We start from the raw sequence: 25,201 nt of genomic DNA, 5'->3' as shown, positions 1-25,201 counted from the left end.
TGCGCACGACCTATCCCCGAGCGCGCTCATGTGGTCGCATCGATCCGCCGACTCTTGAAGCTCACGGTTTCCTTGAAGTCCTGCACGGTACCTACACGCCGCAAATTTGCCCACGTGCCCTTGTAGTACGGCACGACGTTCCGATCGGTCCACGGGGTCGTCACGTTGCCCATGATCCCGTTGAAATGCCCGAATTGCATGAACGTCTGGCCGTGCTTGATCGCGGGCTCGAGATAGGCCATCGCGTAGGTCGAACCGTAATCGTTATAGACCTCCACGACGTCGCCGGAAGCGATACCGAGCGAGCGCGCGTCTTCCGGGTTGAGTTCGAGGAACGCCATCGGCACGCGTTCGCGAACGAACTCGTTGTACTGGTCGTGATAAAGCGTCTGCCAGACTTCGTTCACGCGGCCGTTATTGATCCAGAACGGGTACTTCGCCTTCTGGTCGGCAACTGTCTTGGGCAGACCCGGCCACTTCGCAGGCTTGAACTGCGCCTTGCCGTCGGCTGTGTCGAACTTGCCGTCCATGTAGAGCATTTCGGTGCCGATCAGCTTGCCGCCTTCGTACGACTTGGCCGGCAGCTGGACGCCGTTGTTGCCCATCGCGCGCAGCCGAGCGTACGTCACCAGGTTTCCTGTCTTGCCGCCCTGGCTATCGATTGGCGCAGCGCCCGGCTGCCCGGCTTGCCGGAAGCCATCGCTGAACGCGTCCTCCTCGGTCTTCCAGTCGAAACCGGAAAACCGTGCGGCCATGTCACGCTTGCCCTCCGCCTCGTACATCCGCTTGAGCGTGTTCGCGATTGCGGCCGCAATCAAGCAGTCGGGCATCGCGGTGCCGGGCGGGTCCATGAAGCGCTCCGACAGGCGCATGCGCCGTTCTCCGTTCATCGACGTCAGGTTCATTTCGCCCGGATGCGCAGCCGGCAGCATCACGTGGGCCGCGTCGGCGAGTTTGGTCGGGTACAGGTTGATATTCGCGACAAAGAGCCCGCCTTTATTTTTCACTGCGTCATAAGCGACATCCACGAGCTGCGCGGTCGACGCGCCGCGCTCGCGCGCCATCGCTTCCCGCACGATGCCGGCGCGGTGCAGGATGACCGCACGATGCTCTTGCGCGTTCAGGGTCGTCTGGAACGGATTCGCCCCCCAGGCCGTGTACATCATGCCCTTGCCGTGAATGATCTCCTGGTCGACGTAGATCTTCGTGTCGCCGGGATAAGGCGGGCGCGTGTAGCCTTCCTGATGCCCGCCCATTCGAACCACACCGGTACCGCGGCGCCCTACGTTGTGCGTCGCCAGCACGACATCCACCAACGCGGACTGAATGAGGTAATTGTCGTTGCCCCAAATGATGCCCTTCTCGTACGCGTGCATCGTCCGCGGCCGATGTCCGGATGCCTTCGGCTTGTAGGCCCATTCGGCTGCCTGCTTCAGACGCTCGACGGGTACCCCGGTAATGCGACTAGTCTCTTCCAAGGATAGCCGGTTGGTTTTCACGGCGTCGTCGAATCCGTTGGTGAACTGCGCGATGAAGTCCTTGTCATGCCACCCCTGTTCGACCACGTAGGTCAGCAAGCCGTCGAACAGGGCGATGTCGGTACCGGGCTCGATGTCCAGATGCAATACGTTCTGTTTGCCGGCAACGCGCTCGGCGATCGCGATCGTGGTGGTGCGGCGCGGGTCCACGAAGATGATCTTCGCCGCTTCGACAGTCTCACCGGGGAAATGCTGTTTGCGCTTGTCGACCGTTTGCCCTTGCAGATTCGGCACCCAATGGGCGAGGAAGTAGTTGGTCTGCGTTTCGTACGAGTTGCAGCCGATCGCCATGATGACGTCGGCCAGCTCGGCGTCCTCGTAGCTGTTGTTCAACTCACCGATGCCCATTTCACGCGTGGCATGGCACTCCGAGTTGTAGGCAGGCCGGTTGTGAATGCGCACGAGCGGCGTCTTCAGCGCGGTGAACATCAACTTGCCCGTGCCCCAGGTATTCTCGAAGCCGCCACCGGCGCCGCCGTGATCGAAGCAATCGAAGGCGAGCACCGAAGGGCCGACGGTATCGAGAATCTTCTTGGTCAGGCCCGCATAGAGCGCGAGTGCATCGTCCCAGCTCGTATCCATCCATTGATCGGCCAGGTACACACGGGGACTTCGCAAACGCTCCTTGGCAACGCCGCCGTCCGGGTTGTACATCACCTTCGCCAGCTGCCCGCCACGCGTGGAAGACAAGCCGCGATTGACGCTGCACTCCTTGTCCGGCACGACCATGATGTTGTACCGGCGCCCGTCCTTGTCGGTGATCGTGTTCTGCATGGCCGGCGTCATGACGATGGACAACGGCGGCAATTGTTTGCGGAAGTCCAGCCCCAAGGCGTTCTGATTGGGTGCCCGCCCGCCCTCGGTGTTTTCAGGCCACTTGAACACGTGGTATCCGCAGCCGACGATACAGAAGTGGCACGTGAGATTCGTGCGCTGGGCTTGAACGGGCGGGAGCGCCACCCGATCCTTGTTGGTAGCCATGATCGCCCCCTTTCTACAGGAGATTGGCTTGGCGGCCGTAGATCAACCCGTCGACCGCGATCGCGCGCACTGTGCCGTCGCTGGCGTTGTAGTCGAGCACGATCGCGGGAAGTTTCTCGGTAGCCTGCCCCGAAATCATCTGGCCGGCCTTCTCCGCATCGAATGCGCTGAAGTGGCATGGGCATTTGAATTCACGGGTAGCGAGATCGTAGGCAACCGGACAGCCCATATGGGTGCATAAGGTGCTAAACGCGACGATGTCGCCCTCGGGACCGACGCCACCGGGCACGGAGGCTCCTATCTTGACGACTACGCACGGTGATGCGGCGTCCGGGAACGTGAACGCGAGCGGGACGTTCGCGCGCAACTGCCCGGCACGAGCAATCACTTTGGGGATGTAAGGCAAAGTCGTTCTACCGGCATCGGCCTGGGCCACCTGAGCCGCCCGAGCCGTCGGTGCGCCGGCTACCGCCGCCGTTGCACCGGCGGCCGCGCCACCAGTCAGTTTGAGAAATTGCCTGCGGCTAAGACTCATGGTCTCCTCCGTTATGTTTGTTGGGGAGGGAATCGCTTCGAATCGTGTGGGGATTGATGTCGCTCGCACGGACCGCTTGTGACCACATCGACGAGTGGATGCGGCGCACAAATTTTTATATTTCTCGAAGAGTTGATATGGATTTAGGGCAAACCTTTCAAGATTTCAAGCTTGCTGAAAAGCGAAGCCACGAATGGCGCTTGCCGCTATGGGCTTTGATGTGAGTGGCTGCGGAACCGGCATCTCGAGTTGCATTTGCCTGCGTCTAAAACGCTTTGCCGCTACGATGATGGGCCGGGTCGTTCCGATGGTCGTCACGCCGTTCGACTCGCCCTAAAACCAAACCAAGTTAGGCCTCGCACAGGCCCACCCCACACTATTCAGGAGAGCTCATGTTTGACCACGTCAAATTCGGCGTCAGCGACTATGCAGCGAGCAAAGCGTTCTACCTCAAGGCACTCGAACCGCTCGGCGTAGCGGTTGCGGGGGAGGGGCAGCCGACATACGGTGTCGAGCTTATTGGCCCAAAGAGTAAGGCTTCATTGTGCCTATTCCAAACCGAGGAGAAGCCGGCGCATCTTCACCTGGCGTTCGCGGCCGAGAATCGCCAGCAAGTCGACGCTTTCTATCGTGCGGCTCTGGAGGCGGGTGGCAAAGACCATGGTGCGCCTGGTCTGCGCCCGCATTACCACGCAAATTACTATGCAGCGTTCGTCATTGATCCGGACGGGCACAACATCGAAGTGGTTTGCCAGGACCCCGAAGCCTAGCCCTTCCAGGATGATGGTATGAAGACGGCGGCCGGGATCGCCGGCTGCTCAGTCCTGCGACGGACGATCGACGGAGATGCCTAGTTCAGCCGCCATGCGTTCGACGAGCGCCCGCAGTTGGACCACTTCGCCGGCCAAGCGCTTTTGTTCGGCTCTCAGCGCCTCGAACTCGGTGGACGGGATCGATTCTTCAACGAATTCGCGCGCGGCGGCGACTTGGTCGATGCTCACCTCGCCGCACATCAGATGCATCCAGCGATTTTCCCGTTCGCCAGGGGCGCACGGCAGCTTCACCGCGAGCGCAGGCGTGCGCGCGGCGAGTTCGTCGAGGAATGCCTCGACCGAAGAGTTGTCCGCGAAACCATGCAGACGCGCCGCGTTCAGCCGCAATTCGGCCGCGGTCTGCGGGCCTCGGAGCAGCAGGATCGTCAGCAACGCGGCGGACTGACTCGGGATACCGAGCACGCGATTCATGTTGTGCTCGTAGCGCGTGACACGGCTACTGCTCGCCTCCATGACCAGGCTCAGACGCTTTAGACCATCGATCGCGGTCTGGACTTCTGGCTCTGTGACGCTCATGACCGGGGAGCGGGCCGTTTTCTGATTGCAGCCGGCGGTTAAAGCATTCAGCGAAAGCGGGTACGTATCCGGGACCGTGTGCTGCTTTTCGACCAGCACGCCAAGGATGCGGGCTTCGAGGGAAGTGAGGTCGCGCAGGGGTTGGGTCATGGGGCAGCTGAGGGCGGTGAAGGTGGATCGATATGATAGCCCGGGACGGGTAGAGCTTTGCTGACGTCCGCCCCTCTCCAGTTGCTATGCTAGTCAGCATCGACCAGCACGGGAGCAAGCTTGCCCAACCCGGATCTTCTCGATAGCGACCTAAAGACCGCGCACATCGTCGCTGCGCAAGCAAGCCCGTGCGACGAGCTCGTCATCCGCACTCAGCCCGCCGTGGTCGATCGACCGTGCCGGCGCAAGCGTCTCGCGCTCGCCGCAACGATCCTAGGCTCGAGCATGGCGTTTATCGACGGCTCCGTCGTCAACGTCGCGCTGCCCGCCATTCAGAGCGAGCTCCATGCGAGCGTCGCGGCGATGCAGTGGATCGTCAACGCCTACCTGCTCTTTCTCGGGTCGCTCGTGCTGGTGGGCGGATCGATGGGCGACAAGCTCGGCCGCCGCACGGTGTTCATCGTGGGCATCGGGATCTTCACGCTGGCATCGGCCGCTTGCGGGCTCGCGCCGAACGCGGGTTCGCTGATCGCCGCGCGCGCGGTGCAGGGCATTGGCGCGGCGCTATTCGTGCCCAGCAGTCTCGCGATCATCGGCGCCGTATTCGAAGGCGAAGCGCGCGGACGGGCAATCGGCACCTGGGCGGGCGTCGGCGCGATCACGTCGGCGGTGGGGCCGGTGGCGGGCGGCTGGCTCGTCGACGCGTCGTCGTGGCGCGCGATCTTCTTCCTCAACGTCCCGCTTGCAGCGGTGACGATTGCGCTCGCGATTTCGTCGGTGCCGAACAGCCACAAGCTCGATGCGCCCGAACAGTTGGACTGGCCCGGCGCGCTGAGCGCGGCAGCGGGGCTCGCCGCCCTCACCTATGGGCTAACCCAGGCATCTGCGCGTGGCTTCGCGCATCCGCTCGTACTGTCTGCGATCGTCGTCGGCGTGCTCGTGCTGGTCGCATTCGTGATGATCGAAGCAAACAGCCGTCACCCCATGATGCCGCTCGACGTGTTCCGCTCGCGCGATTTCACCGGCGCCAACCTCGTCACGCTGCTGCTCTACTTCGGTCTGGGCGGCGCACTCTTCTTCCTGCCTTTCACGCTGATCCGCGCACATGGTTACACCGCAACCGAGGCGGGCGCGGCGCTGCTGCCAGTGCCGGTCATCATCGGCTTGTTGTCGCACTTCACCGGCGGCTTGACGAGCCGCTTTGGCTCACGGACGCTGTTGAGCGTCGGCCCGGGCGTCGCCGGAATCGGGTTCGTGATGCTGGCGCTGCCGTTCGTGCGCGGCAGCTATTGGAGCGGATTCCTCCCTGCGCTCGCCGTGCTCGGGCTCGGCATGACCATCACGGTCGCGCCACTCACGACGGCCGTGATGGGCTCGGTGCCGGGCGAGCGCGCAGGCGTCGCATCCGGCATCAACAACGCGGTTGCACGCGTGGCGAGCCTGCTGGCGATTGCGGTGCTCGGGATCGTGTTCGTGTGGTCGCACCACGCGGCGCTATCGGCGCGGCTCGACGAGCTGCACGTTCCTCAGGGTGCACGCGAGACCGGGCGGTTGCTGGAGCCGGATGCACAAGCCGGGGCGGCAGCCGGCGATACCCCTATGCCGCCCCAGACACCCGTGGCGCTGGCGGAAGCCGACGCCATCACTGACGCGCTGCGCGCCGTCGCGCTGGTGTCCGCCGTGTGCGCGTTCGCTGGCGCAGGGCTCGCGATGGCGACCATCCAGCCCCGCAAGTGATGGGCTTCGCGTCGCCGGAGGCGTCTGCTTGCGGCATCATGGTTGGTCACGCAACGTGCTGGCCGTGCAGATCGAAACGCGCTTGCATGAGAGGCAGGGGGGGCGGCAACCACTTTTCCGGAATCCCCGCAAAGACCAGTGCCCCGTCCGATAGCGTCGACGGGTCGATCGGCATCCGCGCACTTCTGTCACAATTTCGCTCTGCCGTTTCGCTGACGTGCCACTGGCAACGCACCATAACTGACCTTCTCGCCATGCGCTTTTTCGGAATAAGCCTTTACGTCATCATCGCGCTGTTCTTTGCGGTACATGCCGTGCGCACCCAGCAGAACATGTACTGGCTGCTCATCCTGTTTCTTTTCCCCGGCGTTGGCAGTGTGGTCTACTTCTTTGCCATTTACCTGCCCTCCCTGCGCCAGTCGCGTGGAGCGTGGGCGGCAACGCGGGCCATCTCGCAGCTTGTCGATCCCAACAGGGCGGTGCGCGAGGCACGCACGGATTTCGATCGCGCGCCGACCGTCGCTCATCGCATGCGGCTGGGTGCGGCGCTGCTCGATGCAGGAAATGCCACCGAGGCCCTGGAACACTACCAAGCTGCGGCCAGTGGGCCATTCGCATCCGATCCGGCCTTACTGCAAGGGCTGGCGCGTGCGCAGTTTGCCAAGGGCGATGCGTTGGCCACGCAGCACACGCTGGAAAAACTGTTCGCTGTCGATCCCCGCGCCCGCCAGCAGCCGGAACCTGCCTTGCTGTATGCAAGGGCCTTGGCTGCGATTGGCGCACCAGGCACACGCGCCGCATTCGAGACAGCGCTGGCCAGCGCAAGCGACGCTGCGCCCCGTTGCCTGTTCGCTGATTGGCTAGTGGCACAGCCCAGCGAGGCCGACCGCCAGCGTGCGCGCGAACTCTACGCTGAGATCGTGCACGATGCCAAGCATTGGCCACGCCACGCCCGCGAACACAACAGCGAGTGGCTGCAACGGGCACAGGCCTCCCTCAGCCGATAATCCGCAGCGTTCACCCATGCTCCAGTCTTGACGGGTCATTGACCAAAATACATCGGCGGCAAGCCGTCACCGGCCGGCTGGGGGGCGCTGACACTAACGCGAGCGCTAGCGGCCGACGAACCATTGGCCGGTACGCCGCCATACCCGCCAGCGCCACTGTTTTGCTCTGCGACGCGCGCTTCGGCCGCTTGAATCTCGACCGGATAGTTCGTGTCTTGGCCGTGGGACTGGTCGTAGCCGGCTGCTCGTAGCTGCTGGAGCTCGGCATACACTTGGGCACGGGTCAACGCAGGCGCGTTGGTGCCCGCGAAAGCCGGAACAGCCATAGCGCTTGCGACGATAAGTGAAAGAATGCGGGTCTTCATGATGTTTTCCATCGAGGAAATAGGGTGACGAGTACGCCCAAAGCCTTGCAAGCTTCCGGCTAAATATTAAGGATGACTAATTAAATAATGGGAGATCATTCACGCAAGAACGACTCCCACCTCCCTTAGAACGGTTTGGTCGGCAGATATTTGCCGTCAAGCGTGATCACCGCACGCGAGCCGCCTTCCGGATCGTCGACCTTCTTGATGTCGAGCTTGAAATTGATTGCGCTGATGATGCCGTCGCCGAATTTTTCGTGAACCAGCGCTTTCAGCGTCGACCCGTAAATCTGCACCATTTCATAGAAGCGGTAGATCGTCGGATCGGTCGGTACGCCCCCCGGAATGCTGCCGCGCACCGGGATGGTCTGCAGCAGACGAAGGGCGTCTTCGCCGAGTTCGAGCTTGTCGACCACGACCTTCGCGGCGTCGCTTGGCAGCGGATGCTGGCCGAGTAGCGCGGCGGTGACGAACGCGAGGCTAAGGCCTGTGCCTTCGTTGATCTGCTCGAACGTCAAGCCTTTGCGGACCTTCGCGTCAATGATTGCGTCGGTCAGCGCCTCACGGGCGACTTGGCTATGTTGGGATTGCGTCATGATGATGCTCCTTGAAATGAAGTGAATGGAACAGCGGCTATTCAGGCAGCGGCGTCGAGTCGAGCCGGGGTTGCGCGAGCATGCGGATGTTGCGCAAGAGAAACGAAGCGGCCCGTCGTGCCGTCGAACGCGTCGATCGAGCCGGTTTCGATGTCGTAGATCCAGCCGTGTAGGGCGAGATGCCCTTGTTCGAGCGCGAGCCGCACGGACGGATGCGTCTTGATGTTCGCGAGTTGAGCGATGACGTTCTCGCGGACCATCGAGTCGATACGTTCGCGTTCGCTCTTGTGCTCACGCGCCTCGTTGACGACTCTCGCGGAGTCCGCGTAACTCAGCCAATTGCGCACCGCCGGCATGTGATCCATGCATTTGCAGGTGGCGATGGCCGTCATTGCGCCGCAATCGGAGTGACCACAGATCACTACGTCCGTGACACCGAGCGCGGCAACTGCGTATTCGACCGTAGCGCTCACGCCACCCGGTTCCGGGCCGTACGACGGCACGATGTTGCCCGCGTTGCGGATGACGAACAGATCGCCCGGCTCGCGCTGGGTAACAAGCTCCGGCACGAGCCGGCTGTCCGAACACGAAATGAACAACGTCCGCGGGTGTTGACTCGTGGCCAGCTGCTTGAAAAGCGCTGAGCGCTGCGGAAAGGCATCGCGCTGGAATTTCAGAAAGCCATCGATGATTTCTTGCATGTTCTGCTCCATCTGGGGGTGAGTCGAAAACCGATGGACGAAGCATGCGCCGATCCAACTATAGCGTCCAAGACTTATCCGTTATTCTTTCTATAGGCATAACCAATAGTTAGGAGGGCCGCCCTGCTGCTCCGCCACATCCGAACGGACGACCCAACTGACTGCCGCCGGCGAGGCTCGCGTGCGCTGGGTTCCAGACAAAGATGCTGCGTTGGTTGGCTATCGCACAGTCATTCAACCTGCCGTCACAGTCCTTCAACCTGACTCGCTGAGAATGGCTCGCCCGCGCGCAGGTTCATCGCGGGTCCATGCCCGCGCCGGATGAAGGAGCGAGCCGTTCCCTTCACGCGGCGCAACGTTTGACTCCCCCCAAACGTCCCTCAATGAGGTGAATGATGAAGAAAGAGACTCAAATCGGGTATCGCGTCAGCGCGATCTGCGGTGCCGTCGCGCTTGCCTTCGCCGGCTTGCATGCGATGCCTGCGCAGGCGCACGGCAAGAACGACGTGAAACACGTGCTACTCATCAGCTTCGACGGTTTGCATGAACAGGACGTCGCCCGTTGCATCGGCAGCAACGCCTGCCCCAACCTCGCGTTGCTCGCGAAATCGGGCGTGACCTACACGAACGCCCACACGCCTCATCTGTCGGATTCGTTCCCCGGTCTTGCGGCGCTGCTGACGGGTGGCTCCCCGAAGAGCGCGGGCCTCTTCTATGACGTGTCATATGACCGGACGCTCTACGCCCCGCTCGATTCGACCTGCACGGGCGCGCAGGGATGGAACGTCGTGTTCGACGAAACGACCGGGATCGATGCAAAGGGCGGCGGCCCACTGATCAATCTCGACGGCGGCGGCGCATTCAATCCGGATGCGATTCCCTATGCGAAGGTGGGCGGTGTCTGTACGCCCGTCTACCCGCACAACTACATCAAGACGAACACGGTGTTCGAAGTCGTCAAGGAACACATTCGAGGCTCGCGCACTGCATGGGCGGACAAGCACGCGTGGGGCTATGACTGGGTCAACGGGCCGTCCGGCAAGGGCGTCGACGATCTGGCACGCACCGAGATCAACTCGATCGACCCCAAGACGGGCACCTACTATCTCGACACGTATACGCACACCGAGGTGTTCGACAACATCCACGTGCAGGCGCTGATCAACGAGATCGACGGCCTGGATTCGACAGGTAAGACGAGCGCTGCGGTGCCGACGGTGTTCGGCACGAACTTCCAGACGCTTAGCGTCGCGCAGAAGTCGCCGGTGGCGGATAACGGGGGTTATCTCGACGCCGACTTCACGCCGGGTCCTCAGGTCGCCGCCGCCATCACTTACCTCGACGGCGCGCTCGGGCGTGTCGTGTCGGAACTGAAGCAACGCAACCTCTATTCGTCGACCCTCATCATCGTGACGGCCAAGCACGGCCAGTCGCCGACTGACCATACGAAGCTCGTCAAAAACGGCGACACGCTGACGAAACTGCTCGAGGCCAGCAACTATCTGGACTCGAGCGGCAACTTCGGCCAGAACAACACGACGACGGGTAACCTGAACGACGGCTCGGGCCTCTCGGGCACGGGCTTCGTGCAGACCGACGATGTCGGCCTCATCTGGCTGCGCGATCAGAGCCAGAAGGATGCCGTGGTGAAGACGCTAAAGGCCAACCTCGGCTGCACGGCACCGGGCATCTGCGCGGACGGCCCGCAAGCGTACATCCTGCATGGCGAGCGCCTCGAGCACTGGTTCGGCGATCCGGCGAACGGCCGCACGCCTGACATCATCGTGCAGCCGAACCCCGGCGTGATCTACACGTCCAGCAAGAGCAAAGACGAAGAGCACGGCGGCAATGCACCCGACGACAGTCACCTGGGTCTCGTCGTGTCGTTCCCCGGCCTGCACCACGGCGGTCGCACGGATGACAGGTACGTCTACACGACCCAGGTCGCACCGACGATCCTGAGTGCACTCGACCTCGACCCGGATCTGCTGCACTCGGTCCAGGTGGAAGGCACGCGTACGCTGCCGGGCCTCGGCATCGAACACGAGCACAGCCAGGACCGGGACTGAGCTTGCTTGAGTCAGCTTCAGCTTGACGATGTATCTCGGCGTGCGCGATATGACACGTGCTGCGCACGCCGAGCATTCCCGTCACCCCAAGACACGCTTTGCCGCTAGCGACTACACAAAGGAAAGGCACAACGAAGCGCTTGATGGCACACCTAGTCCAACCGTCGCCAGACCGAAATCGGCACATCTCCATTCGGTCGCGGTGCTACGCGATAGCTCAGCTCACCGCCTTTGAGCTCGTAGCTTCGCTTCTGCACTTCTCCCTCCCAGTTAGGAAAGGAGGCGTTTTGAATGTGAAACGTCAATATTCCGCCAACCGGGTCGACGCTGATCGTACCGAAGTGAGTGCTTGAGCCCATGACGGCTGCTTTGTACTCAGCCGGCGTGCCCGAGCCCTTGTCGCCTGAAGCGAATTGAGCGCGTTCCACCTTGAAAATTTGCAGCGAATAGTGTCCCTGCGCGTCGATGAGCAGCAGCCCCTTGGGAGCAGCGCCGTAGTCTCGCGTCCGCGAACCATCGGGATGCTGAACATCTGCGGCCACTAAAGTCCACGTCCCGGTCAGAGAAGGCTCGACACCTGTTGCATCGGCGTGAGCGAAGCTTGCAAATAACGTACACGCCGAGAACACCGTGCCGGCAGTAACGCGTTTGAAAATTGTCAGCCCATTCATGTGTTGAATCGCTCCATAGGTGGTGACGGAAACCCGCGCTCATTAAGGAAGACTCGATCGAGACCATCGCGGTACGCAAATAGCGAACGAATGCCACCACCGATAATAGCCAGACAAATAGGCAAAGAATGCGGTGGCGCAGAGACTTAGGCTCTCTTGGCAACCCACCTTGACTTTCGATTAACCAATTGGTTAAATGAAGCCATGCCTTCTTCCACCGACTCCCTCTCCGCTGTCTTCGCCGCCTTGGCCGACCCCACGCGCCGCGCCATCCTGACCCGCCTCGCCCAAGGCGGAGCGCCGGTCGGCGAACTGGCTCGTCCATTCGACATGTCGGCGCCGGCGATCTCGAAGCATCTGCGCGTGCTGGCCGACGCCGGGCTCATCGAACGCGAGGTCAGCGCGCGCTGGCGCATTTGCCATCTGCGCGCCGATGCCTTGCGCGACGCGCACGACTGGCTCGAAGCCTATCGTCGTCATTGGGAAGGCAATCTCGACCGGCTCGTCGAATTCGTCGAGCGCACCCATGCTGCGGACGCCTCGGAGGGCAAGCGCGGCGAAACCGAAGTCAAGGGGAAGAAATCATGACCCAAGCTGCCACCTTCCAATTGGAAATGACCCGCTTCATCCGCGCCCCACGCGAGAAGGTCTTCGATGCGTTCACGAGCGAGGCCGCGCTCGCCGCCTGGCATTGTCCGCGTGGCATGAGTGTGGTCGACGTGAGCGCCGACGCGCGTGTCGGCGGCAAGTATCGCGTCGTGATGGGCGGGCGCGACGGCAAGCAGCACGTGGCCGCAGGCGAGTACCAGCACATCGAGCGTCCCGGCTTCCTCGCCTACACCTGGTACTGGGAAGCCGGTTCGATGCCGCCCGAACTGAAGACGTTGATCGAAGTCACGCTGACGGAGGGAGACAACGGTACGCACCTGCACATGCGTCACAGCGGCTTCCCCGACGCGCAGACGCGCGACTCGCACATGGGTGGCTGGCAGTCGGTATTCAACCGCCTCAACGATCATCTGGACCCGGCCGGCAGCGCGGGCACGGTGACGGTGATCGGCGATCCGCGCAGCCCCTATGTCCGCACGGTACGCATGGCACTCGCGGAAAAGGGCGTCGCCTACACGCTTCAACCGGCAGCGCCGCATACGCCCGAAGTCGATGTGCACAATCCGTTCGGTCGCATCCCGGTGCTGTGCGACGGTCCGATCGAGTTCTACGAAACCCGCGCGATCCTGACTTACATCGAGGAGGCATTCGACGGGCCGAGCCTGCTTCCGCAATGGGGTCCCACTGCTCGCGCGCGCGGCGAGCAGTGGATCAGCGTCATCAGCTGCCACGCCTATGACGCAATATCCCGCCGCTACCTTCTGCAGTACGTGTTCCCGAAGGGCGAAGAGGGTCGGCCCGACCGGGCCGTCATCGACGCCGCGGTGCCCGAGATCGATGCCCACCTCGCGGCGTTCGACGCGGCTTATGGCGACCGCGATTACCTCGTCGGCAACGCGCTGTCGATGGCCGATCTGTTCCTGGCGCCGCTCGTCTACTACCTCGGCCTCGGCAAGTTCCCCGAAGGCGAAACGCTGCTGGCGAAGCGCCCGAACGTGCGGCGTGCTCAGCGGGTCATGAGCGAGCGGGAGAGCTTCAAGGCCACCGTGCCACAGCTTGCTTGATTCCAGTAGCGAAATGGCGGGTCAAAGGATAATTGCCCCGATAATTGACCCGCCCCCCGCAATTGGCCTGTCGGAAAAACCAGAAGAAGGAAGAACAATATGCTGTCGGCAATCCGTACCCGAGCGCTACCCGCCCTTATTGCCGCCGCTTTCCTGCATATTGCGCCAACGTTCGCCGCGGCTGCATCGCCGACAGTAGACACCGGGCCCACGTCGCACAAAAGCGATCCAGTCGTGCGCTCGCCAGTCCCTGTCATTCAGGATGGCCGCCTGGAGGTCATCACGCCGGCAGGCCGAGGCGTGGTTCCGATACACGTATCACGCGACTGGTCGGTACCCCAACCTGACGTCACGCGCGCGGTCATCGTCATTCACGGCTGGCCTCGACGAGACCTGACTTCAGGTGACCAGGCCGCTATCAAGGCGGGTTCGTCCGCGCAAGACGCCATCATCATCACGCCGCAGTTCCTGATCGCCGCGGATATAGAAGCCCATCAATTGCCAGCCGACACCCTGCACTGGGGAACCGACGGCTGGAAGACCGGCTACGATGCGCACGGGCCAGTGCCAATCAGTTCGTATAGCGTGATCGATACCATCTTCGCGCGTCTCGCCGACAAAACGCTGTTTCCCGCGCTAAAGCAGGTCGTGCTCGCCGGGCACTCGGCGGGCGGCCAGTTCGTCCAGCGATACGCAGCAGTCGGTCACGGACAATCACCTCTGCTGACGCGCGGCATCGCTATCCGTTATGTGGTTGCCAATCCGTCTTCTTACTTGTACTTCGATGCCCAGCGGCCGGTCGTAACAGGCGATCGACCCTGCGCGAATTTTGATCGCTGGGAATACGGATTGAGCAGTGGTTTGCCGCCCTATGTCGCGCAGCCTGTATCCCCGTCCGAACTGGAGAAGCGCTACCTCGCGCGCGATGTCGTGTACCTGCTGGGAATGGACGATACCGATCCGAACCACAAAGAGCTGGACCGCTCGTGCGGCGCAGAGGAACAAGGACCAACGCGCCTGTCGCGCGGGCTCAACTACGTCGCCCATCTACGTTCGCAAGACGAGGCACATTTCGGCCAGCGCGTGATCGAAGTCCCAGGCGTCGCGCATAGCAGCTCGCGCATGTATGCGTCGACTTGTGGAATGGCAGCGCTCTTCGATCGAGAGGGATGCGACCAGACGGATTCGTCGCAACCGTCCTCCGGGACGGCTGCATCGCCTCTAGCCGTTAAATGAGCATTCGCCCATTCAATTCGAACCAAAACTTTCCGTGAGCCAATCCCGCATCATCGTATAGGACCGCGCTGAGGCCTTGGCGTCATAGCGGCAATTGCCTGTCTTGGCCGTCGCCTCGGTCTCGGTATAGCAATGAACGGCGTGGCCGATCTCGACGAACTGCCAATCGGCCGTGTCGTGTTTCATTTCCTTCAAGAACTCGGGCGCGTCCGGCATGGTGAAGGCATCGTCAGCGCCGTTCATCGCGAGCACGCGCGCTTTGATGTTCTTCACGAGAGCGGGATTGTCGGTGCTGAGATCGCCATGAAAGGAGATCGCGGCCTTCGCTTCCGAGCCGCTACGCGCCAGGTCCAACACAACGGTGCCACCGAAACAAAAACCGATGGCCGCAAGACGCGAGAGATCGATCGGCGCGTCGGCGGCTTCGGCCTTCAGTTGCTCGAAAGCCCTGCCAATACGCTTGCGCATCAAGGGGCGGCTGTCATAAAGCGGTCCGACAGCAGTCCTCGCCTGCGCATCGCTCTTGGGACGTATCCCTGCCCCGTACATATCGACAAGCAGGATGACATAGTCCTTGCCCGCGATCATTTGGGCCTTCTTGATGGCGATGTCGTTGACGCCGAACCAGTTGGGCACCATGACGAGGCCGGGGCGCTTGGCCGTCGTGGCATCGTCATAGACGAGCATGCTATTGAAAGTCGTGCCGTCCAGCGTCCAATTGACGGGCTTGGCGATCATCTTCGCGAAGGCAGGCGAGGCGATAACAATAGCGAACAGGGTAAGCGCGAGGCGCACAAATCGCATGGAAATAGTCTCCGGGCGGTCTGGACGAAAGCTCTGAATCGCGATTGGCGCGTTGGCCTAGCGAGCAGGCCGTTGGCTTAGCCAAATGCTGCCAATGACGAACACGATACCCGCGATCTGAATCGGACTCAGCGTCTGATCCAGGAACATCCATCCAAGCAGCACAGCAGTCAATGGGCTGATGAAAAGGAGCGGTGATACTACTGCGGATTCGAGCCGCGCAATACCCCGGAACCACAGGACATAAGTCAAAGCGGCACCAATCAGCCCGAGCCACACCAGTCCAAACAGGTTGGTTACCGTCGGAGCCGGAATAGTCGGCGCGAAAATGAGGACCACTGGAACCAGAAGAATGCCGCCGGCCGTCAATTGCCATGCAGTAAACGTGAGCAGCGATACCGGCGGTTGCCACTTACGGGTCAGGATGTTTCCGACGGCCATGGAAGCCGCTGCGGTGAGGCCCGCGGCAACGCCGACCGCGTCGAGCCCCGCGCGCGGTGTCAGCACCAGCAACGCAACGCCGCCGATCCCGACAAGCGCGGCGAGGATCGACAACGGACGAAGCGGGCTCGCAAGCAGCGCAGAGGCAAGGAAAACCGCAAACAGCGGTTGGACCGCCGCCACCGTCGCAGCGACCCCGCCGGGAAGCCGGTAGGCCGCGACGAACAGCATGCTCAAGAAGATCGAGATATTGAGCGCCCCGAGGACGAAGATGCGCCGCCACCAGATGCCCGTTGGCAGTTGCCGCACGATTGCGAGCAGCAGCAAGCCGGCCGGCAAGGCACGCAGCATCGCAACCGTCATCGGCGAGAAATTCGGCAGAAACTGAGTGGTGACGATGTAGGTACTGCCCCACACGACAGGCGCGATCGCCGTGAGCAACAAGTCGGAAGAATGGGTTCTCATGCGATTTGCAGAACTTCGGTGAGTGGACGGCGCGGCTTCTGCGGCCAATTTCCCGGCGCAGCGCGACCCACTGGAACGAGCATCACGGGCACTTCGTTGGATTCGAGTCCGAACTCGCGCATCACGCCTTCAGCATTGAATCCGATCATCGGACCTGAGACGAAGCCCATCGCTTCGGCTGCGTAGATCAGCGTCGCAGCGCCGAGGGTGGCCGAGCGCACGGCTTCGTCACGTGCTGTTTGAGGATCGGCATAGAGTGCGCGAGCCCCTTCTTGCCACCCCGAAGACATATTCGCCGACATGTGGCCAGTCTCGACGAAAGGCCGTAGCCTTTCGGTGAGGGTGGTGGAATCGGGCAGCAGGCCGCAGATGATGAAGGTAACGGCGGCGTCCGACACCTTCGCCTGGTTGTAAGCGAGGCCGCGCAATCTGGCCTTCAATTCCGGTGTCCGCACCGCAATGAACCGCCAATTCTGCAGGTTGTACGCGGTCGGAGCGCGTGTCGCGAGACGCACGAGCGCTTCGATCTCCGTATCGGCCAAGACGTGCGAGGCATCGAAGAGATTGGCGGAAATACGCTGCTCGATCAGGGCAATGGTGGGATTCATCATCATTCCGTTCCGGGCTGAAAAGTTTTGTCAGTAGAATACTGAATTCACCGACAGATGATAATGTTAAATAAGTAAGAACATTATTTACCAATGGTTGATTATCGATGGACCGCTATACCGCCTTGCAGGTTTTTCGTTATGTGGCGGAGCTGAACAGCTTCGCTGAGGCCGCGCGGCGGCTCGGTCTGTCGTCAGCCGCGATCAGCAAAAACATCGCCGAGTTGGAGACGTACGTTGGCGCGCGGCTCATCAACCGGACGACGCGGCGGATGGCGCTCACCGAGGAAGGCAGAATTTATCTGGAGCATGTGACGCGCGGGCTCGATGCGTTGGCCGACGCGGACGAGGCGCTGGGCCCGATCAAAGCAGCGCCGAGCGGCACGTTACGGGTCACGGCGCCGATGACCGTTACATTGACGCGGCTCTCCACTGCCATTCCCCGGTTTCTGTCGCAATACCCCGATTTGAAGCTCGATCTGCACCTCGATGACAGGCGGGTCGATCTCGTCCGAGAGGGGTTCGACCTTGCCATCCGTGGCACCGACAATCTCGAGGACTCCAGCTTGATCGCCAGGAAGTTGGCGGTCATGTCGCACGTGGTCTGTGCGGCTCCGTCCTATTTCGCGGAGCATGGCAAACCCAAAGTACCGTCCGACTTGAAGGCGCTCAATTGCATTCGATTCAGCCACTCGGGACGTGCCGATACGTGGGAGTTCAAAAAGGGCGATCGCACCGAAAGGATTGCCATCAATGCCCGCTATTCGGTGGGATCGAGTCTCGCGATCCGTGACGCACTATGCGAGGGCTTCGGCCTTAGTCTGATCCCCTACCCCTACGTCGAAAACGACTTGAAGGAGGGGCGGCTGCAATCCGCACTGGAGGACTGGAGCACGGTGGAGACCACGCTCTATGCCGTCTATTCGTCGCGGCAACACGTTGCACCGAAAATCCGCGCCTTTCTTGGGTTTCTTATTGAGGAGTTTGGTGGGGGATGAGGGAAGCGAAACGCCCCACGGTTTTACCGCAATCTCCCAGCTGGGAACATCAACCCTCAAGGTAACCTCTAACCCCCTATCGAAGAGCCGGATTCGGGTGCCTGCGGCGTGGGCTGGTGGCACGCGACCATGGCGGGGAGAGGCGTTATGCACGCATTCCAATTCGCCTTATTCGGAGTACTGATTTGTATCTGCTTCGTCGACTCTGCGCAAAGCGCTACGTCTTCTGAGATCATCGTTCAGGCTGTGGCGCCGGAAGCAGACACGCAAACGATAAATATCGTGTCAGGAACGTATGGCGAAAACTGTGGCGTGCCGCGTGGCAACGCCACCCAAAGCCTCGCGCGTCGGTGTGATGGTCGCCGGACCTGTGACTACGTTTTGAATGATGCATTCGGCGATGGAGACACCGCGGCTTGCCGCCGCGGCTTTCTTGCCGAATGGCGATGCGGCAAGACCGAATTCCATACTGCAGCGCTCAGCGCCGGGGCGAAACCGGGCGACACGCTGGTGCTGAGTTGCGTAAGAGAGAATGGTCCTGGGAGATGATTGATTTGCCGTCGCGCCTTCACCCTGCAACAGCTTCGGCCAATACCGCCCGTTCCACACGGCCGCGCCCTGCCTCCTTCGCTGCATAAAGCGCCTTATCTGCCGCTCTCACCAGACCGTCCGTCGATTCGCCTTCATCATCGATGTAACTGGCGACGCCGACGCTGATCGTGACGTGTGGCGCTGCACTCGATCCCGCATTGGGAATCGCCAACGCGGCGATTGAATCGCACATCCGTTGCCCGACAGATGCCGCCCCAGACACATCCGTTTCCGGCAACAAAACCGCGAATTCCTCACCACCGTAACGCGCGACCAAATCACGGCCTTGGCGGGCTGCCCCCATTAGGCATTGCGCGACGCGAGCGAGGCAGCGGTCGCCTTCGAGGTGCCCGTAGCGGTCGTTGAAAAGCTTGAAGTGATCGATATCGATCATCAACAGCGACAAGGGTGCGCGGTCATGCGCGGCCCGTTGCCGGTGCGAGGTGAGTGCAGCGTCGAACGCGCGGCGATTGGCCGCTCCAGTCAATGGGTCGACGGTAGCCAGCCGTTTCAGCTCCTCGAGCGCGACAGCCAGCCGCGATTGAAGGAAGCAGTTTTCGACGAGCAAGAGCAGAAGCACGACGCTCGCCGCGAATAGACCATAAACCCGTCCCGCGTAAAAACCGAGATCGTAGCGGCCCCCATTGAAAACCGCGCTGAGCGCGACGTCGCATATCCAGACGCAAAGCACGACCATCAGCCACCGGTCTATCGCGCTATCTCGCCTTTGTCGCCACAGCACGACGAGCGCGAAAAGACACAGCCCCCAGGTCACGCCTATTACCCAAAACATTTGCGGCGTATAGCCGTTGCCCCGCATGATTTGTGGCAGCAGATGCGCGCCAGCGGTCGCAAGTGCCGCCAAAGCACCGGCGACGCCTAGCACGGCTGCGATGATGAACAATAGCCAGCCTGCTCGAATGGGTTTGCCAGACATCCTGTCGTGCTTTCGATCCTTGAGCAGCGCATAACCGAGCACGAACAGCGGAAATCCGGCATGCCAGAACATGTAGATCCATGCCGTGCTTTGCGGGCCTGCGTTCAGCAATCCCGTTGCCGAAAACAACCCTGGAAAGCTCAACATGTGTAGCAAAGCAATGGCTGCCGTGTACAGGTAGCCACTTGCCAATGCGCCGACGGCCCGGGAGCGAGAAATCACACATTGACCGAACAAGAGCACGGCCGTGATCAGGTCGTTGACGACCAGTGCCGATTCGTAGACCGGGATGAACGCCGGTATCGCCGGCAGCCGCGTCTTGGCGAAAGGGACGGCGACGACAAAAACCAACAGCGAGAAAAGTGCGACAGCGCCGGGAAGCAGCGGGATCTGCGGAATCACGGATTCTGTCAGAGGAAACGCGGCGGGCTGGTCGGCGCGGCGGGAGGTCAAGCTCTGGTGCATCGGCATGAGTGAAGGCGGGGGCTCTGTTCGTTCGGACGGTTTGCAAGCGAACTCGAGTGAAAGCCGCCGGGACGTATGTCACCGTTTTGATCGCAGGCAGTACTGCAAGGTAAGCGCTCGTCCAGCGCTCGATCTGCCACGCTCGAATCCGTCCGATGCCGGTTATACCACGCCAAATACCCGGCGATCAGGCCCTCAGACCGAAGCGCCGTCGAGCGCTTCGGTAGATGAAGCCGCGCGAGCGAACGCAGGCTTCATCGCAATCGATCACCCTTTAGCGGACAACAACCCGGTCGTCTTTCCTTCGTTCAGCATGGCTTGTACCAACTCGGCGCGTGCCGTCTGCAAAGCCGATGAAATCGAACTCGCTTCCCCCATCAAGCCTTCCACCTTCGACGTATTGGGTACGCCTGCGCTGGAACTCACACTCGCGGAAGCTTGAGCAATTTGCTGCTGTAACTGCGCCTGCTGCTTTTCCAACGCTTGGATCAACTCTTTCAGATGATCGATTACGGATGATCGGATTTTCATACCGGCGTCCGACGAGGAGCTGGATTGCGCCGACGCGCCAGTCGAAGTTGGGGAGGATTCAATGCTCGGCGTAGCGCTGCCAGCGCCATTCGCCTTCGTCGAAGGGTCGCTTTCTGAATTAGGTGTTGACGAGGGCTTGCCAGCCATGTCGAGCGTGGGGTTCGAAACGGTTAGGCTTATTGGCGATAAATTCATGACCCGAGTTCCGTGAACTTGTTGAGAACGAAGGACGAATTTCCATGCCCTCACGTATCGCCAATATATCAGATGCTTTTGTCAATCTTTACAGATCTCTGTCATGTTTCTAGTTAAATTCACGAAACCCTGACCAACAGGCTGACGACTGAGGCAGTTGCTGATAGCGAATAGCCAGCAACACGCGCCGATTACGGCGCCTCACGGAAGTCACGGGCAAGCTTTTTGAAATCGCGAACAGTCATGCCGGTTTCACGTAGACTGCGCCAGATCCCCGTTCGCTAATGCATCCTCTGGTGGCGACGGTCGAAGCTCCCGTTATGCAAGGAGGCCTCACGCATGCATGCAGTGCCTGTGCTTGATAGCAACGCCATCGACCCACCCGCAAGCGCGCCCGTGCGCGATCTGCGCCGCGTACCCATCCATCCCGATCACTGGTATCCACTGGCCTGGTCGCGCGAGGTCAAGCGGGGCAAAGCCCTCGGGGTGCACTTTGCCGGCGATCCGATCGTGCTGGCGCGTACCAAGTCCGGTAAGGTATTCGCCCTGGAAGATCGTTGCGCACACCGGCAAGTGCCGCTGCATGCAGGCGTGGTAGATGGCGAGTCCATCCGTTGCGGCTATCACGGCTGGACTTATGACTGCACCGGTCGCTGCGTCGATGTGCCCTACCTCGGGCGTGAGCGCCTGCCCAACGGCGTGCGTGCCTATCCCTGCCGCGAGATGCACGGCCTGATCTTCGTCTTTCCCGGCGACGCAGCACTCGCCGAAGAGCGGCCGCTGCCCGCCCTGCCATCGGTGGCGGACAAGGCGTACAAGACGCGCCGCTTTGGCCGCGAGGTCAAGTGCCACTACTCCTTCATGCACGAAAACCTGATGGACATGAACCACCAGTTCCTGCATCGGCGGCAGATGGGGCAGATGCGAGCGCGCTCGCTGGGCCGCCGTCGCGGCGAGGATTGGGTGGAGGTGGACTACACGTTCGCGCGCATGGAAGGCAAACAGCCTGTGGGCGAAGCGCTGGTGTTTGGCGCCAGCAAGAAGGAAGGCGACCAGAACGACAAGGACGTGATGACGGTACGCACCGGCTATCCGTACCAGACGCTCCAGATCCGCTCCGGTGACGGCACGCTGGTGATGGACCTATGGATCGTCTACGTGCCGCTCGATGCGGCGCAACGCACCAATCGAACGTTTGGCCTGCTGTCGATCCGCAGGCCCGGCATCCCGTTTGCACTGGACCTGGCATGGCCGCTGCTGGTCTGGTTCACCGAACGAATCTTCAAGGAGGACCGCTGGATCGTCGAGCGCGAGCAAGAGGCCCACGACAAGCAGGGTGCCGACTGGAACCACGAAGTGTTCCCGGTCATCAACGAATTGCGAGACCTGTTGCGCAACTGCGGCGGCCGCACCGTGATCCCGATCCGCCAGGTGAGCGACACGGCCTGACGGTCCCGGCTATTTCCCGTTGAAGCCCTGGTTCGATCCCACGCCGGTAACGAAGTCCCAGCCCGGCCCTGCGCTGTGGCTGCCGGCCATGCCGGACGTGATGTCCCGAAAGTCCAACGCGTTCGGCATGTTGCTATAGATCGTGGTGAGCTCGCTAGTGCTGCTGGAATTAAATTTCCCGGCCGAATTGACGATCCCCGCGAGCGAAGGCGCGGCGACACTGGTGCCGCCGAACACCATCCAGCCGCTGTAGCCCTGGCAAGACGTACTGTCGTACACCGACACCCCGGAACGCGGGTCGGCATCGAACGAGAAATCCGGCGCACCGCGCCGGCTGCCCACGATCTTGGCGATGGCCTGTTGCCAAGCGGGGCGGGACTCATACTGGCTTGCGCCACCGCCGCTGCCGCTCCAGCCTGTTTCGCTCACGAACTGGCCGGTTGTATTGCGGTTGATCGTGGTGCCGCCTGCCGATACGACGTAGGGTGAAACGCTGGGATAGATGTTGACCCCGCCAGTGTCGCCGGAGGAGGCGAAGAACACGACGGTAGCGCCCGTCGGGGTAAAGTGCCGGTCGTACAGCGTTTCCGAGCGGAACTCGCTGCCGCCCCAGCTCATCGACACCTCGCCCCCCACCCCGCTTCGCCTGATTGTGTCTACGGCCACATCGACAGCGTTGAACAGGTCGCTGAAGCTACTGCTGGCCGCCTCCACCAGCACGATATTGGCATTGGGCGCCATCGCGTGCGCCCATTCGATGTCCAGTGAAGCCTCCTGAGCCCAACCGCAGTTCAGGTGGGGCTGACTGCCGCTGGCGTAAATCTTCTGGAAGCTGACGCACGGGGTGGAGCCCGTGGCGCAGGTCTTCGGCAGCCCGAAAGTCTGTGAGAACACGTTCAAATCGTTCTCTGCCGTGGGGTAGTCATAGGCATCGACCAGGACGATGGTGCCGCTTCCCGTTCCAGACGTGGACGGGTCCGGCAAGGCGTAGACCTGCGTGCTCAGGGACTGTGGCGTTTCGCCGGACGGCGAGCTACCTATACCTTGCGCCGTGTCGCGCAAGAAGACGACGTGGTTGGTGTGAGCCTTGTGACCGACATCGGCAGGATGCTCGATGGTCGAATCAGGAACGAGGATCGTGCCGGAATGGGGTTGCACGCCCCAAGCGGACGGGCCCCAGAGTGTCGCCATGAAAAGCAGCTGGGCACAGGCAAACGATACGGGTCGCTTCATCGCGGTCTCTCCTTCCTCAGAGGAAATTCCCCTACACCCTAGCCGAGGTTGAGAACGCATTCTGTGGCCAAGGAAACACTCATCGCTGGTGGCTCGGCCATCACTCGCTGCTGGGAGCCGGAACTTGGCGAGGGGGTGCCCTACCGCAAATGTAGGGAGGTGACCTATCGCAGGCTCCGTCGCCCAACTCCAATATCTCGATACGGGTCACTGTGACAAATCTCATGAGCCCGCATTTGCATTAGAGCGTGACGTTCAGCGCGTAACGCGCTGGTTGACCCCAAGGACGGAGGTCATATGTTCAGCATCCGCAGGTGTCGCAACAGTGTGGCCGCACTGTCGTTCATGCTGTTCGCGATTCCCTCATTCTCCCAGTCGTTCATGGTTCAATGCCCGAGCACCACGCCGTCTCATCCGACGGCGCTGCCGCCCGGCGCTGGCGAACCCGCGTACACAGGGCCGTCCTTCACGGGACAGAACTCCACCTCGACAGGCGTCGTCAACGGTGCGATCAAGTGTCAGCAGATCTCGGGCGGCGACGGTTACGCGACGATGGCCAATGGCATTCAGACCTACCTGTTCGCTTTCGGGCCGCTGTCCGGTCTCGCCGACATCAAGGCAGGGCTGCCCGGCACGCAGCTCCCCTCGGTGTTCAACACCGTAGGCGATCCCAGAACCGATCCGACATACAACGGCGCGGTCGGTCTCACGCCCGATCCCGAATCCGTTCCGCCCGGTCAGCTCACCGGCCATGTCGACCCTCGGACGATCATGGACATCGGCGTGATGAACGGCAACGAGCCCGCGCCGATGATGGCGATCGACGAGGACGACGAGTTCTTCCTCACGCTGACCAACGTCGGCATGATCATGCGTCCCGACCTGTTCGAGAAGCATACGGTGCACTTCCACGGCTATCCGAATGCCTCGTCGTTCTATGACGGCGTGCCGGATGCGTCGGTCGCGATCAACATCGGCGCGAGCTTCACGTACTACTACCTCGCGCCGGACGCGGGCACCTACTTCTGGCACTGCCACATCACGCCGCCGGAGCACCTGCAGATGGGCATGGTCGGCCAGATCTTTGTGCGACCGCGCCAGAATCGCGTCCCCGCCGGCCAGTCGCTGTACAACGCGCTGCAGGCGCAGCAGCAGGATCTACGCACCCGGTGCGGCAACGACATTCTGTGCTCGACACCGGTGCCGCCGCAGAACAGCGTCCTGCATGCGAACAACCTGAGCGGCACGCCAACGCTTTACGCCTACAACGACGGCAACGGCTCGACCGCCTACGACGTCGAGTATCCGGTGCAGATCCACGGCTTCGATCCGAACTTCCACTTCGTCGGCATGACGTTCAATCCGGAACCGTTCACCGACATGAAAGACAAGTTCTTCCTGCTGAACGGCCGCAGCTATCCGGACACGGTGAATCCGAATCCGCTTTCGACGCCGGCGTCCGACGGCGTGCCGCGTTTCTCGCAACCGCTGCCGTCGCTGATCAATATTCCCGCCGGGGGCAAGGTGCTGCTGCGGATTTCCGATCTCGACGTCACCGAATATCAGACGCTCGCTTCGCTCGGCATTCCGATGCACGTGGTAGCCATCAATGCGCGGCTGCTGCGCGACATGGCCGGCAACGACATGACCTACTACACGAACTCGATCACGCTCGGCGGCGGAGAGTCGCTCGATCTGATCCTCGACGCCAGCGACACGACGAAGTATCAGTCAGGGCAAGTCTTCTACCTGTACACGCCGAATCTGGATCATCTGGCGAACGACCAGGAAAACTTCGGCGGTCTGATGACCGAGGTGCACATCTGCAAGTCGGTGGATCCCAAGACGAAGGTATGCACGCTATGAGACGCCCATT

Annotated in this window: 24 protein-coding genes; 11 read left to right on the top strand and 13 right to left on the bottom strand. The window is 61.5% G+C overall.

Annotation, left to right across the window (positions count from 1 at the left end; translation table 11 throughout):
• Window positions 1-26: 26 nt before the first annotated feature.
• Together D7S89_RS16970 and D7S89_RS16965 are read right to left on the bottom strand one after the other, a co-directional pair.
• Window positions 27-2,519, bottom strand: a complete 2,493-nt coding sequence (locus D7S89_RS16970) for an arsenate reductase (azurin) large subunit (protein ID WP_121279081.1) — start codon at window positions 2,517-2,519, stop codon at window positions 27-29.
• Between the two features lie 13 nt (window positions 2,520-2,532).
• Window positions 2,533-3,054, bottom strand: a complete 522-nt coding sequence (locus D7S89_RS16965; protein WP_121279079.1) for an arsenate reductase (azurin) small subunit — start codon at window positions 3,052-3,054, stop codon at window positions 2,533-2,535.
• 392 nt (window positions 3,055-3,446) lie between these two features.
• Here D7S89_RS16965 and D7S89_RS16960 point away from each other — a divergent pair, with 392 nt between their 5' ends.
• Complete coding sequence (locus D7S89_RS16960) at window positions 3,447-3,824, top strand: VOC family protein (RefSeq protein WP_121279077.1); 378 nt, start codon at window positions 3,447-3,449, stop codon at window positions 3,822-3,824.
• Between the two features lie 48 nt (window positions 3,825-3,872).
• On the opposite strand, the gene D7S89_RS16955 is transcribed toward D7S89_RS16960, so the two are convergent.
• The gene (locus D7S89_RS16955; RefSeq protein WP_121279075.1) at window positions 3,873-4,553 is read right to left on the bottom strand and encodes a YceH family protein; all 681 of its coding nucleotides are present in this window, start codon (window positions 4,551-4,553) and stop codon (window positions 3,873-3,875) included.
• A 120-nt stretch (window positions 4,554-4,673) separates the two neighbouring features.
• Here D7S89_RS16955 and D7S89_RS16950 point away from each other — a divergent pair, with 120 nt between their 5' ends.
• Both D7S89_RS16950 and D7S89_RS16945 read left to right on the top strand, forming a co-directional pair.
• On the top strand, window positions 4,674-6,290 hold the full coding sequence (locus tag D7S89_RS16950; protein WP_121279073.1) for an MFS transporter: 1,617 nt from the start codon (window positions 4,674-4,676) through the stop codon (window positions 6,288-6,290).
• 254 nt (window positions 6,291-6,544) lie between these two features.
• Window positions 6,545-7,297 carry a hypothetical protein gene (locus D7S89_RS16945; RefSeq protein WP_121279071.1) on the top strand — a complete coding sequence of 251 codons (753 nt, stop codon included), beginning with the start codon at window positions 6,545-6,547 and terminating at the stop codon, window positions 7,295-7,297.
• Between the two features lie 35 nt (window positions 7,298-7,332).
• Here D7S89_RS16945 and D7S89_RS16940 read toward each other — a convergent pair whose 3' ends face one another.
• From D7S89_RS16940 to D7S89_RS16930, 3 genes are all read right to left on the bottom strand, one after another.
• Window positions 7,333-7,662, bottom strand: coding sequence for a DUF4148 domain-containing protein (locus tag D7S89_RS16940; RefSeq protein ID WP_121279428.1), 330 nt, complete (start codon window positions 7,660-7,662; stop codon window positions 7,333-7,335).
• Window positions 7,663-7,787: 125 nt separating this feature from the next.
• Window positions 7,788-8,258: a cyanase gene (cynS, locus tag D7S89_RS16935; protein ID WP_121279069.1), complete on the bottom strand. Its 471-nt coding sequence runs from the start codon at window positions 8,256-8,258 to the stop codon at window positions 7,788-7,790.
• Between the two features lie 41 nt (window positions 8,259-8,299).
• A complete protein-coding gene (locus tag D7S89_RS16930; RefSeq protein WP_121279426.1) occupies window positions 8,300-8,959 on the bottom strand; it encodes a carbonic anhydrase in 660 nt (219 codons plus the stop codon).
• 395 nt (window positions 8,960-9,354) lie between these two features.
• On the opposite strand from D7S89_RS16930, the gene D7S89_RS16925 reads away from it, so the two are divergent.
• Window positions 9,355-11,028, top strand: a complete 1,674-nt coding sequence (locus D7S89_RS16925; RefSeq protein WP_121279424.1) for an alkaline phosphatase family protein — start codon at window positions 9,355-9,357, stop codon at window positions 11,026-11,028.
• Between the two features lie 152 nt (window positions 11,029-11,180).
• Here D7S89_RS16925 and D7S89_RS16920 read toward each other — a convergent pair whose 3' ends face one another.
• Window positions 11,181-11,699 (bottom strand): lipocalin-like domain-containing protein, encoded by a 519-nt coding sequence (locus D7S89_RS16920; RefSeq protein ID WP_121279067.1) that lies wholly within the window; start codon window positions 11,697-11,699, stop codon window positions 11,181-11,183.
• A gap of 204 nt (window positions 11,700-11,903) precedes the next feature.
• On the opposite strand from D7S89_RS16920, the gene D7S89_RS16915 reads away from it, so the two are divergent.
• The 3 genes from D7S89_RS16915 (at window position 11,904) to D7S89_RS16905 (ending at window position 14,608) form a co-directional block, all read left to right on the top strand.
• On the top strand, window positions 11,904-12,287 hold the full coding sequence (locus tag D7S89_RS16915) for an ArsR/SmtB family transcription factor (RefSeq protein ID WP_121279066.1): 384 nt from the start codon (window positions 11,904-11,906) through the stop codon (window positions 12,285-12,287).
• Complete coding sequence (locus D7S89_RS16910; RefSeq protein ID WP_121279064.1) at window positions 12,284-13,372, top strand: SRPBCC domain-containing protein; 1,089 nt, start codon at window positions 12,284-12,286, stop codon at window positions 13,370-13,372. The genes D7S89_RS16915 and D7S89_RS16910 overlap by 4 nt, the downstream gene beginning before the upstream one ends.
• Window positions 13,373-13,471: 99 nt before the next feature.
• Window positions 13,472-14,608 (top strand): alpha/beta hydrolase, encoded by a 1,137-nt coding sequence (locus tag D7S89_RS16905; RefSeq protein WP_183085245.1) that lies wholly within the window; start codon window positions 13,472-13,474, stop codon window positions 14,606-14,608.
• A 12-nt stretch (window positions 14,609-14,620) separates the two neighbouring features.
• On the opposite strand, the gene D7S89_RS16900 is transcribed toward D7S89_RS16905, so the two are convergent.
• From D7S89_RS16900 to D7S89_RS16890, 3 genes are all read right to left on the bottom strand, one after another.
• Window positions 14,621-15,403: a dienelactone hydrolase family protein gene (locus D7S89_RS16900; protein ID WP_220702167.1), complete on the bottom strand. Its 783-nt coding sequence runs from the start codon at window positions 15,401-15,403 to the stop codon at window positions 14,621-14,623.
• 66 nt (window positions 15,404-15,469) lie between these two features.
• Complete coding sequence (locus D7S89_RS16895; protein WP_121279059.1) at window positions 15,470-16,318, bottom strand: EamA family transporter; 849 nt, start codon at window positions 16,316-16,318, stop codon at window positions 15,470-15,472.
• A complete protein-coding gene (locus D7S89_RS16890; RefSeq protein WP_220702166.1) occupies window positions 16,315-16,929 on the bottom strand; it encodes a nitroreductase family protein in 615 nt (204 codons plus the stop codon). The genes D7S89_RS16895 and D7S89_RS16890 overlap by 4 nt, the downstream gene beginning before the upstream one ends.
• Before the next feature lie 104 nt (window positions 16,930-17,033).
• Between D7S89_RS16890 and D7S89_RS16885 the strand changes: the two genes are divergently transcribed.
• Together D7S89_RS16885 and D7S89_RS16880 are read left to right on the top strand one after the other, a co-directional pair.
• Window positions 17,034-17,924: a LysR family transcriptional regulator gene (locus D7S89_RS16885; RefSeq protein ID WP_121279057.1), complete on the top strand. Its 891-nt coding sequence runs from the start codon at window positions 17,034-17,036 to the stop codon at window positions 17,922-17,924.
• Window positions 17,925-18,071: 147 nt separating this feature from the next.
• Window positions 18,072-18,473, top strand: a complete 402-nt coding sequence (locus D7S89_RS16880; RefSeq protein ID WP_245982991.1) for a hypothetical protein — start codon at window positions 18,072-18,074, stop codon at window positions 18,471-18,473.
• A 19-nt stretch (window positions 18,474-18,492) separates the two neighbouring features.
• Here D7S89_RS16880 and D7S89_RS16875 read toward each other — a convergent pair whose 3' ends face one another.
• Entirely contained in the window at window positions 18,493-19,923 is a 1,431-nt protein-coding gene (locus D7S89_RS16875) for a sensor domain-containing diguanylate cyclase (protein WP_121279055.1), read from the bottom strand.
• A gap of 261 nt (window positions 19,924-20,184) precedes the next feature.
• The gene (locus D7S89_RS27210; protein ID WP_147426693.1) at window positions 20,185-20,643 is read right to left on the bottom strand and encodes a hypothetical protein; all 459 of its coding nucleotides are present in this window, start codon (window positions 20,641-20,643) and stop codon (window positions 20,185-20,187) included.
• A 339-nt stretch (window positions 20,644-20,982) separates the two neighbouring features.
• Here D7S89_RS27210 and D7S89_RS16865 point away from each other — a divergent pair, with 339 nt between their 5' ends.
• The gene (locus D7S89_RS16865; RefSeq protein ID WP_121279051.1) at window positions 20,983-22,092 is read left to right on the top strand and encodes an aromatic ring-hydroxylating oxygenase subunit alpha; all 1,110 of its coding nucleotides are present in this window, start codon (window positions 20,983-20,985) and stop codon (window positions 22,090-22,092) included.
• Window positions 22,093-22,101: 9 nt separating this feature from the next.
• Here the strand turns inward: D7S89_RS16865 and D7S89_RS16860 are convergent, their stop codons facing one another.
• Window positions 22,102-23,325 carry a S53 family peptidase gene (locus tag D7S89_RS16860; protein ID WP_121279049.1) on the bottom strand — a complete coding sequence of 408 codons (1,224 nt, stop codon included), beginning with the start codon at window positions 23,323-23,325 and terminating at the stop codon, window positions 22,102-22,104.
• Between the two features lie 297 nt (window positions 23,326-23,622).
• Between D7S89_RS16860 and D7S89_RS16855 the strand changes: the two genes are divergently transcribed.
• The gene (locus D7S89_RS16855; protein ID WP_121279047.1) at window positions 23,623-25,191 is read left to right on the top strand and encodes a multicopper oxidase domain-containing protein; all 1,569 of its coding nucleotides are present in this window, start codon (window positions 23,623-23,625) and stop codon (window positions 25,189-25,191) included.
• Window positions 25,192-25,201 lie beyond the last annotated feature (10 nt).

The organism is Trinickia fusca, from assembly GCF_003628145.1.
Lineage (GTDB): Bacteria > Pseudomonadota > Gammaproteobacteria > Burkholderiales > Burkholderiaceae > Trinickia > Trinickia fusca.
The sequence above is the reverse complement of the archived record's forward strand: the minus strand, read 5'-3'. Positions and strand labels throughout refer to the sequence as shown.

What these genes read in the sequence shown, in the direction of transcription:
- D7S89_RS16970 (WP_121279081.1), bottom strand. Translation starts at nt 2,519, where the DNA reads ATGGCTACCAACAAGGATCGGGTGGCGCTCCCGCCCGTTCAAGCCCAG.
- D7S89_RS16965 (WP_121279079.1), bottom strand. Translation starts at nt 3,054, where the DNA reads ATGAGTCTTAGCCGCAGGCAATTTCTCAAACTGACTGGTGGCGCGGCC.
- D7S89_RS16960 (WP_121279077.1), top strand. Translation starts at nt 3,447, where the DNA reads ATGTTTGACCACGTCAAATTCGGCGTCAGCGACTATGCAGCGAGCAAA.
- D7S89_RS16955 (WP_121279075.1), bottom strand. Translation starts at nt 4,553, where the DNA reads ATGACCCAACCCCTGCGCGACCTCACTTCCCTCGAAGCCCGCATCCTT.
- D7S89_RS16945 (WP_121279071.1), top strand. Translation starts at nt 6,545, where the DNA reads ATGCGCTTTTTCGGAATAAGCCTTTACGTCATCATCGCGCTGTTCTTT.
- D7S89_RS16940 (WP_121279428.1), bottom strand. Translation starts at nt 7,662, where the DNA reads ATGAAGACCCGCATTCTTTCACTTATCGTCGCAAGCGCTATGGCTGTT.
- cynS (WP_121279069.1), bottom strand. Translation starts at nt 8,258, where the DNA reads ATGACGCAATCCCAACATAGCCAAGTCGCCCGTGAGGCGCTGACCGAC.
- D7S89_RS16930 (WP_121279426.1), bottom strand. Translation starts at nt 8,959, where the DNA reads ATGCAAGAAATCATCGATGGCTTTCTGAAATTCCAGCGCGATGCCTTT.
- D7S89_RS16925 (WP_121279424.1), top strand. Translation starts at nt 9,355, where the DNA reads ATGAAGAAAGAGACTCAAATCGGGTATCGCGTCAGCGCGATCTGCGGT.
- D7S89_RS16920 (WP_121279067.1), bottom strand. Translation starts at nt 11,699, where the DNA reads ATGAATGGGCTGACAATTTTCAAACGCGTTACTGCCGGCACGGTGTTC.
- D7S89_RS16915 (WP_121279066.1), top strand. Translation starts at nt 11,904, where the DNA reads ATGCCTTCTTCCACCGACTCCCTCTCCGCTGTCTTCGCCGCCTTGGCC.
- D7S89_RS16910 (WP_121279064.1), top strand. Translation starts at nt 12,284, where the DNA reads ATGACCCAAGCTGCCACCTTCCAATTGGAAATGACCCGCTTCATCCGC.
- D7S89_RS16905 (WP_183085245.1), top strand. Translation starts at nt 13,472, where the DNA reads ATGCTGTCGGCAATCCGTACCCGAGCGCTACCCGCCCTTATTGCCGCC.
- D7S89_RS16895 (WP_121279059.1), bottom strand. Translation starts at nt 16,318, where the DNA reads ATGAGAACCCATTCTTCCGACTTGTTGCTCACGGCGATCGCGCCTGTC.
- D7S89_RS16890 (WP_220702166.1), bottom strand. Translation starts at nt 16,929, where the DNA reads ATGATGAATCCCACCATTGCCCTGATCGAGCAGCGTATTTCCGCCAAT.
- D7S89_RS16885 (WP_121279057.1), top strand. Translation starts at nt 17,034, where the DNA reads ATGGACCGCTATACCGCCTTGCAGGTTTTTCGTTATGTGGCGGAGCTG.
- D7S89_RS16880 (WP_245982991.1), top strand. Translation starts at nt 18,072, where the DNA reads ATGCACGCATTCCAATTCGCCTTATTCGGAGTACTGATTTGTATCTGC.
- D7S89_RS16875 (WP_121279055.1), bottom strand. Translation starts at nt 19,923, where the DNA reads ATGCCGATGCACCAGAGCTTGACCTCCCGCCGCGCCGACCAGCCCGCC.
- D7S89_RS27210 (WP_147426693.1), bottom strand. Translation starts at nt 20,643, where the DNA reads ATGAATTTATCGCCAATAAGCCTAACCGTTTCGAACCCCACGCTCGAC.
- D7S89_RS16865 (WP_121279051.1), top strand. Translation starts at nt 20,983, where the DNA reads ATGCATGCAGTGCCTGTGCTTGATAGCAACGCCATCGACCCACCCGCA.
- D7S89_RS16860 (WP_121279049.1), bottom strand. Translation starts at nt 23,325, where the DNA reads ATGAAGCGACCCGTATCGTTTGCCTGTGCCCAGCTGCTTTTCATGGCG.
- D7S89_RS16855 (WP_121279047.1), top strand. Translation starts at nt 23,623, where the DNA reads ATGTTCAGCATCCGCAGGTGTCGCAACAGTGTGGCCGCACTGTCGTTC.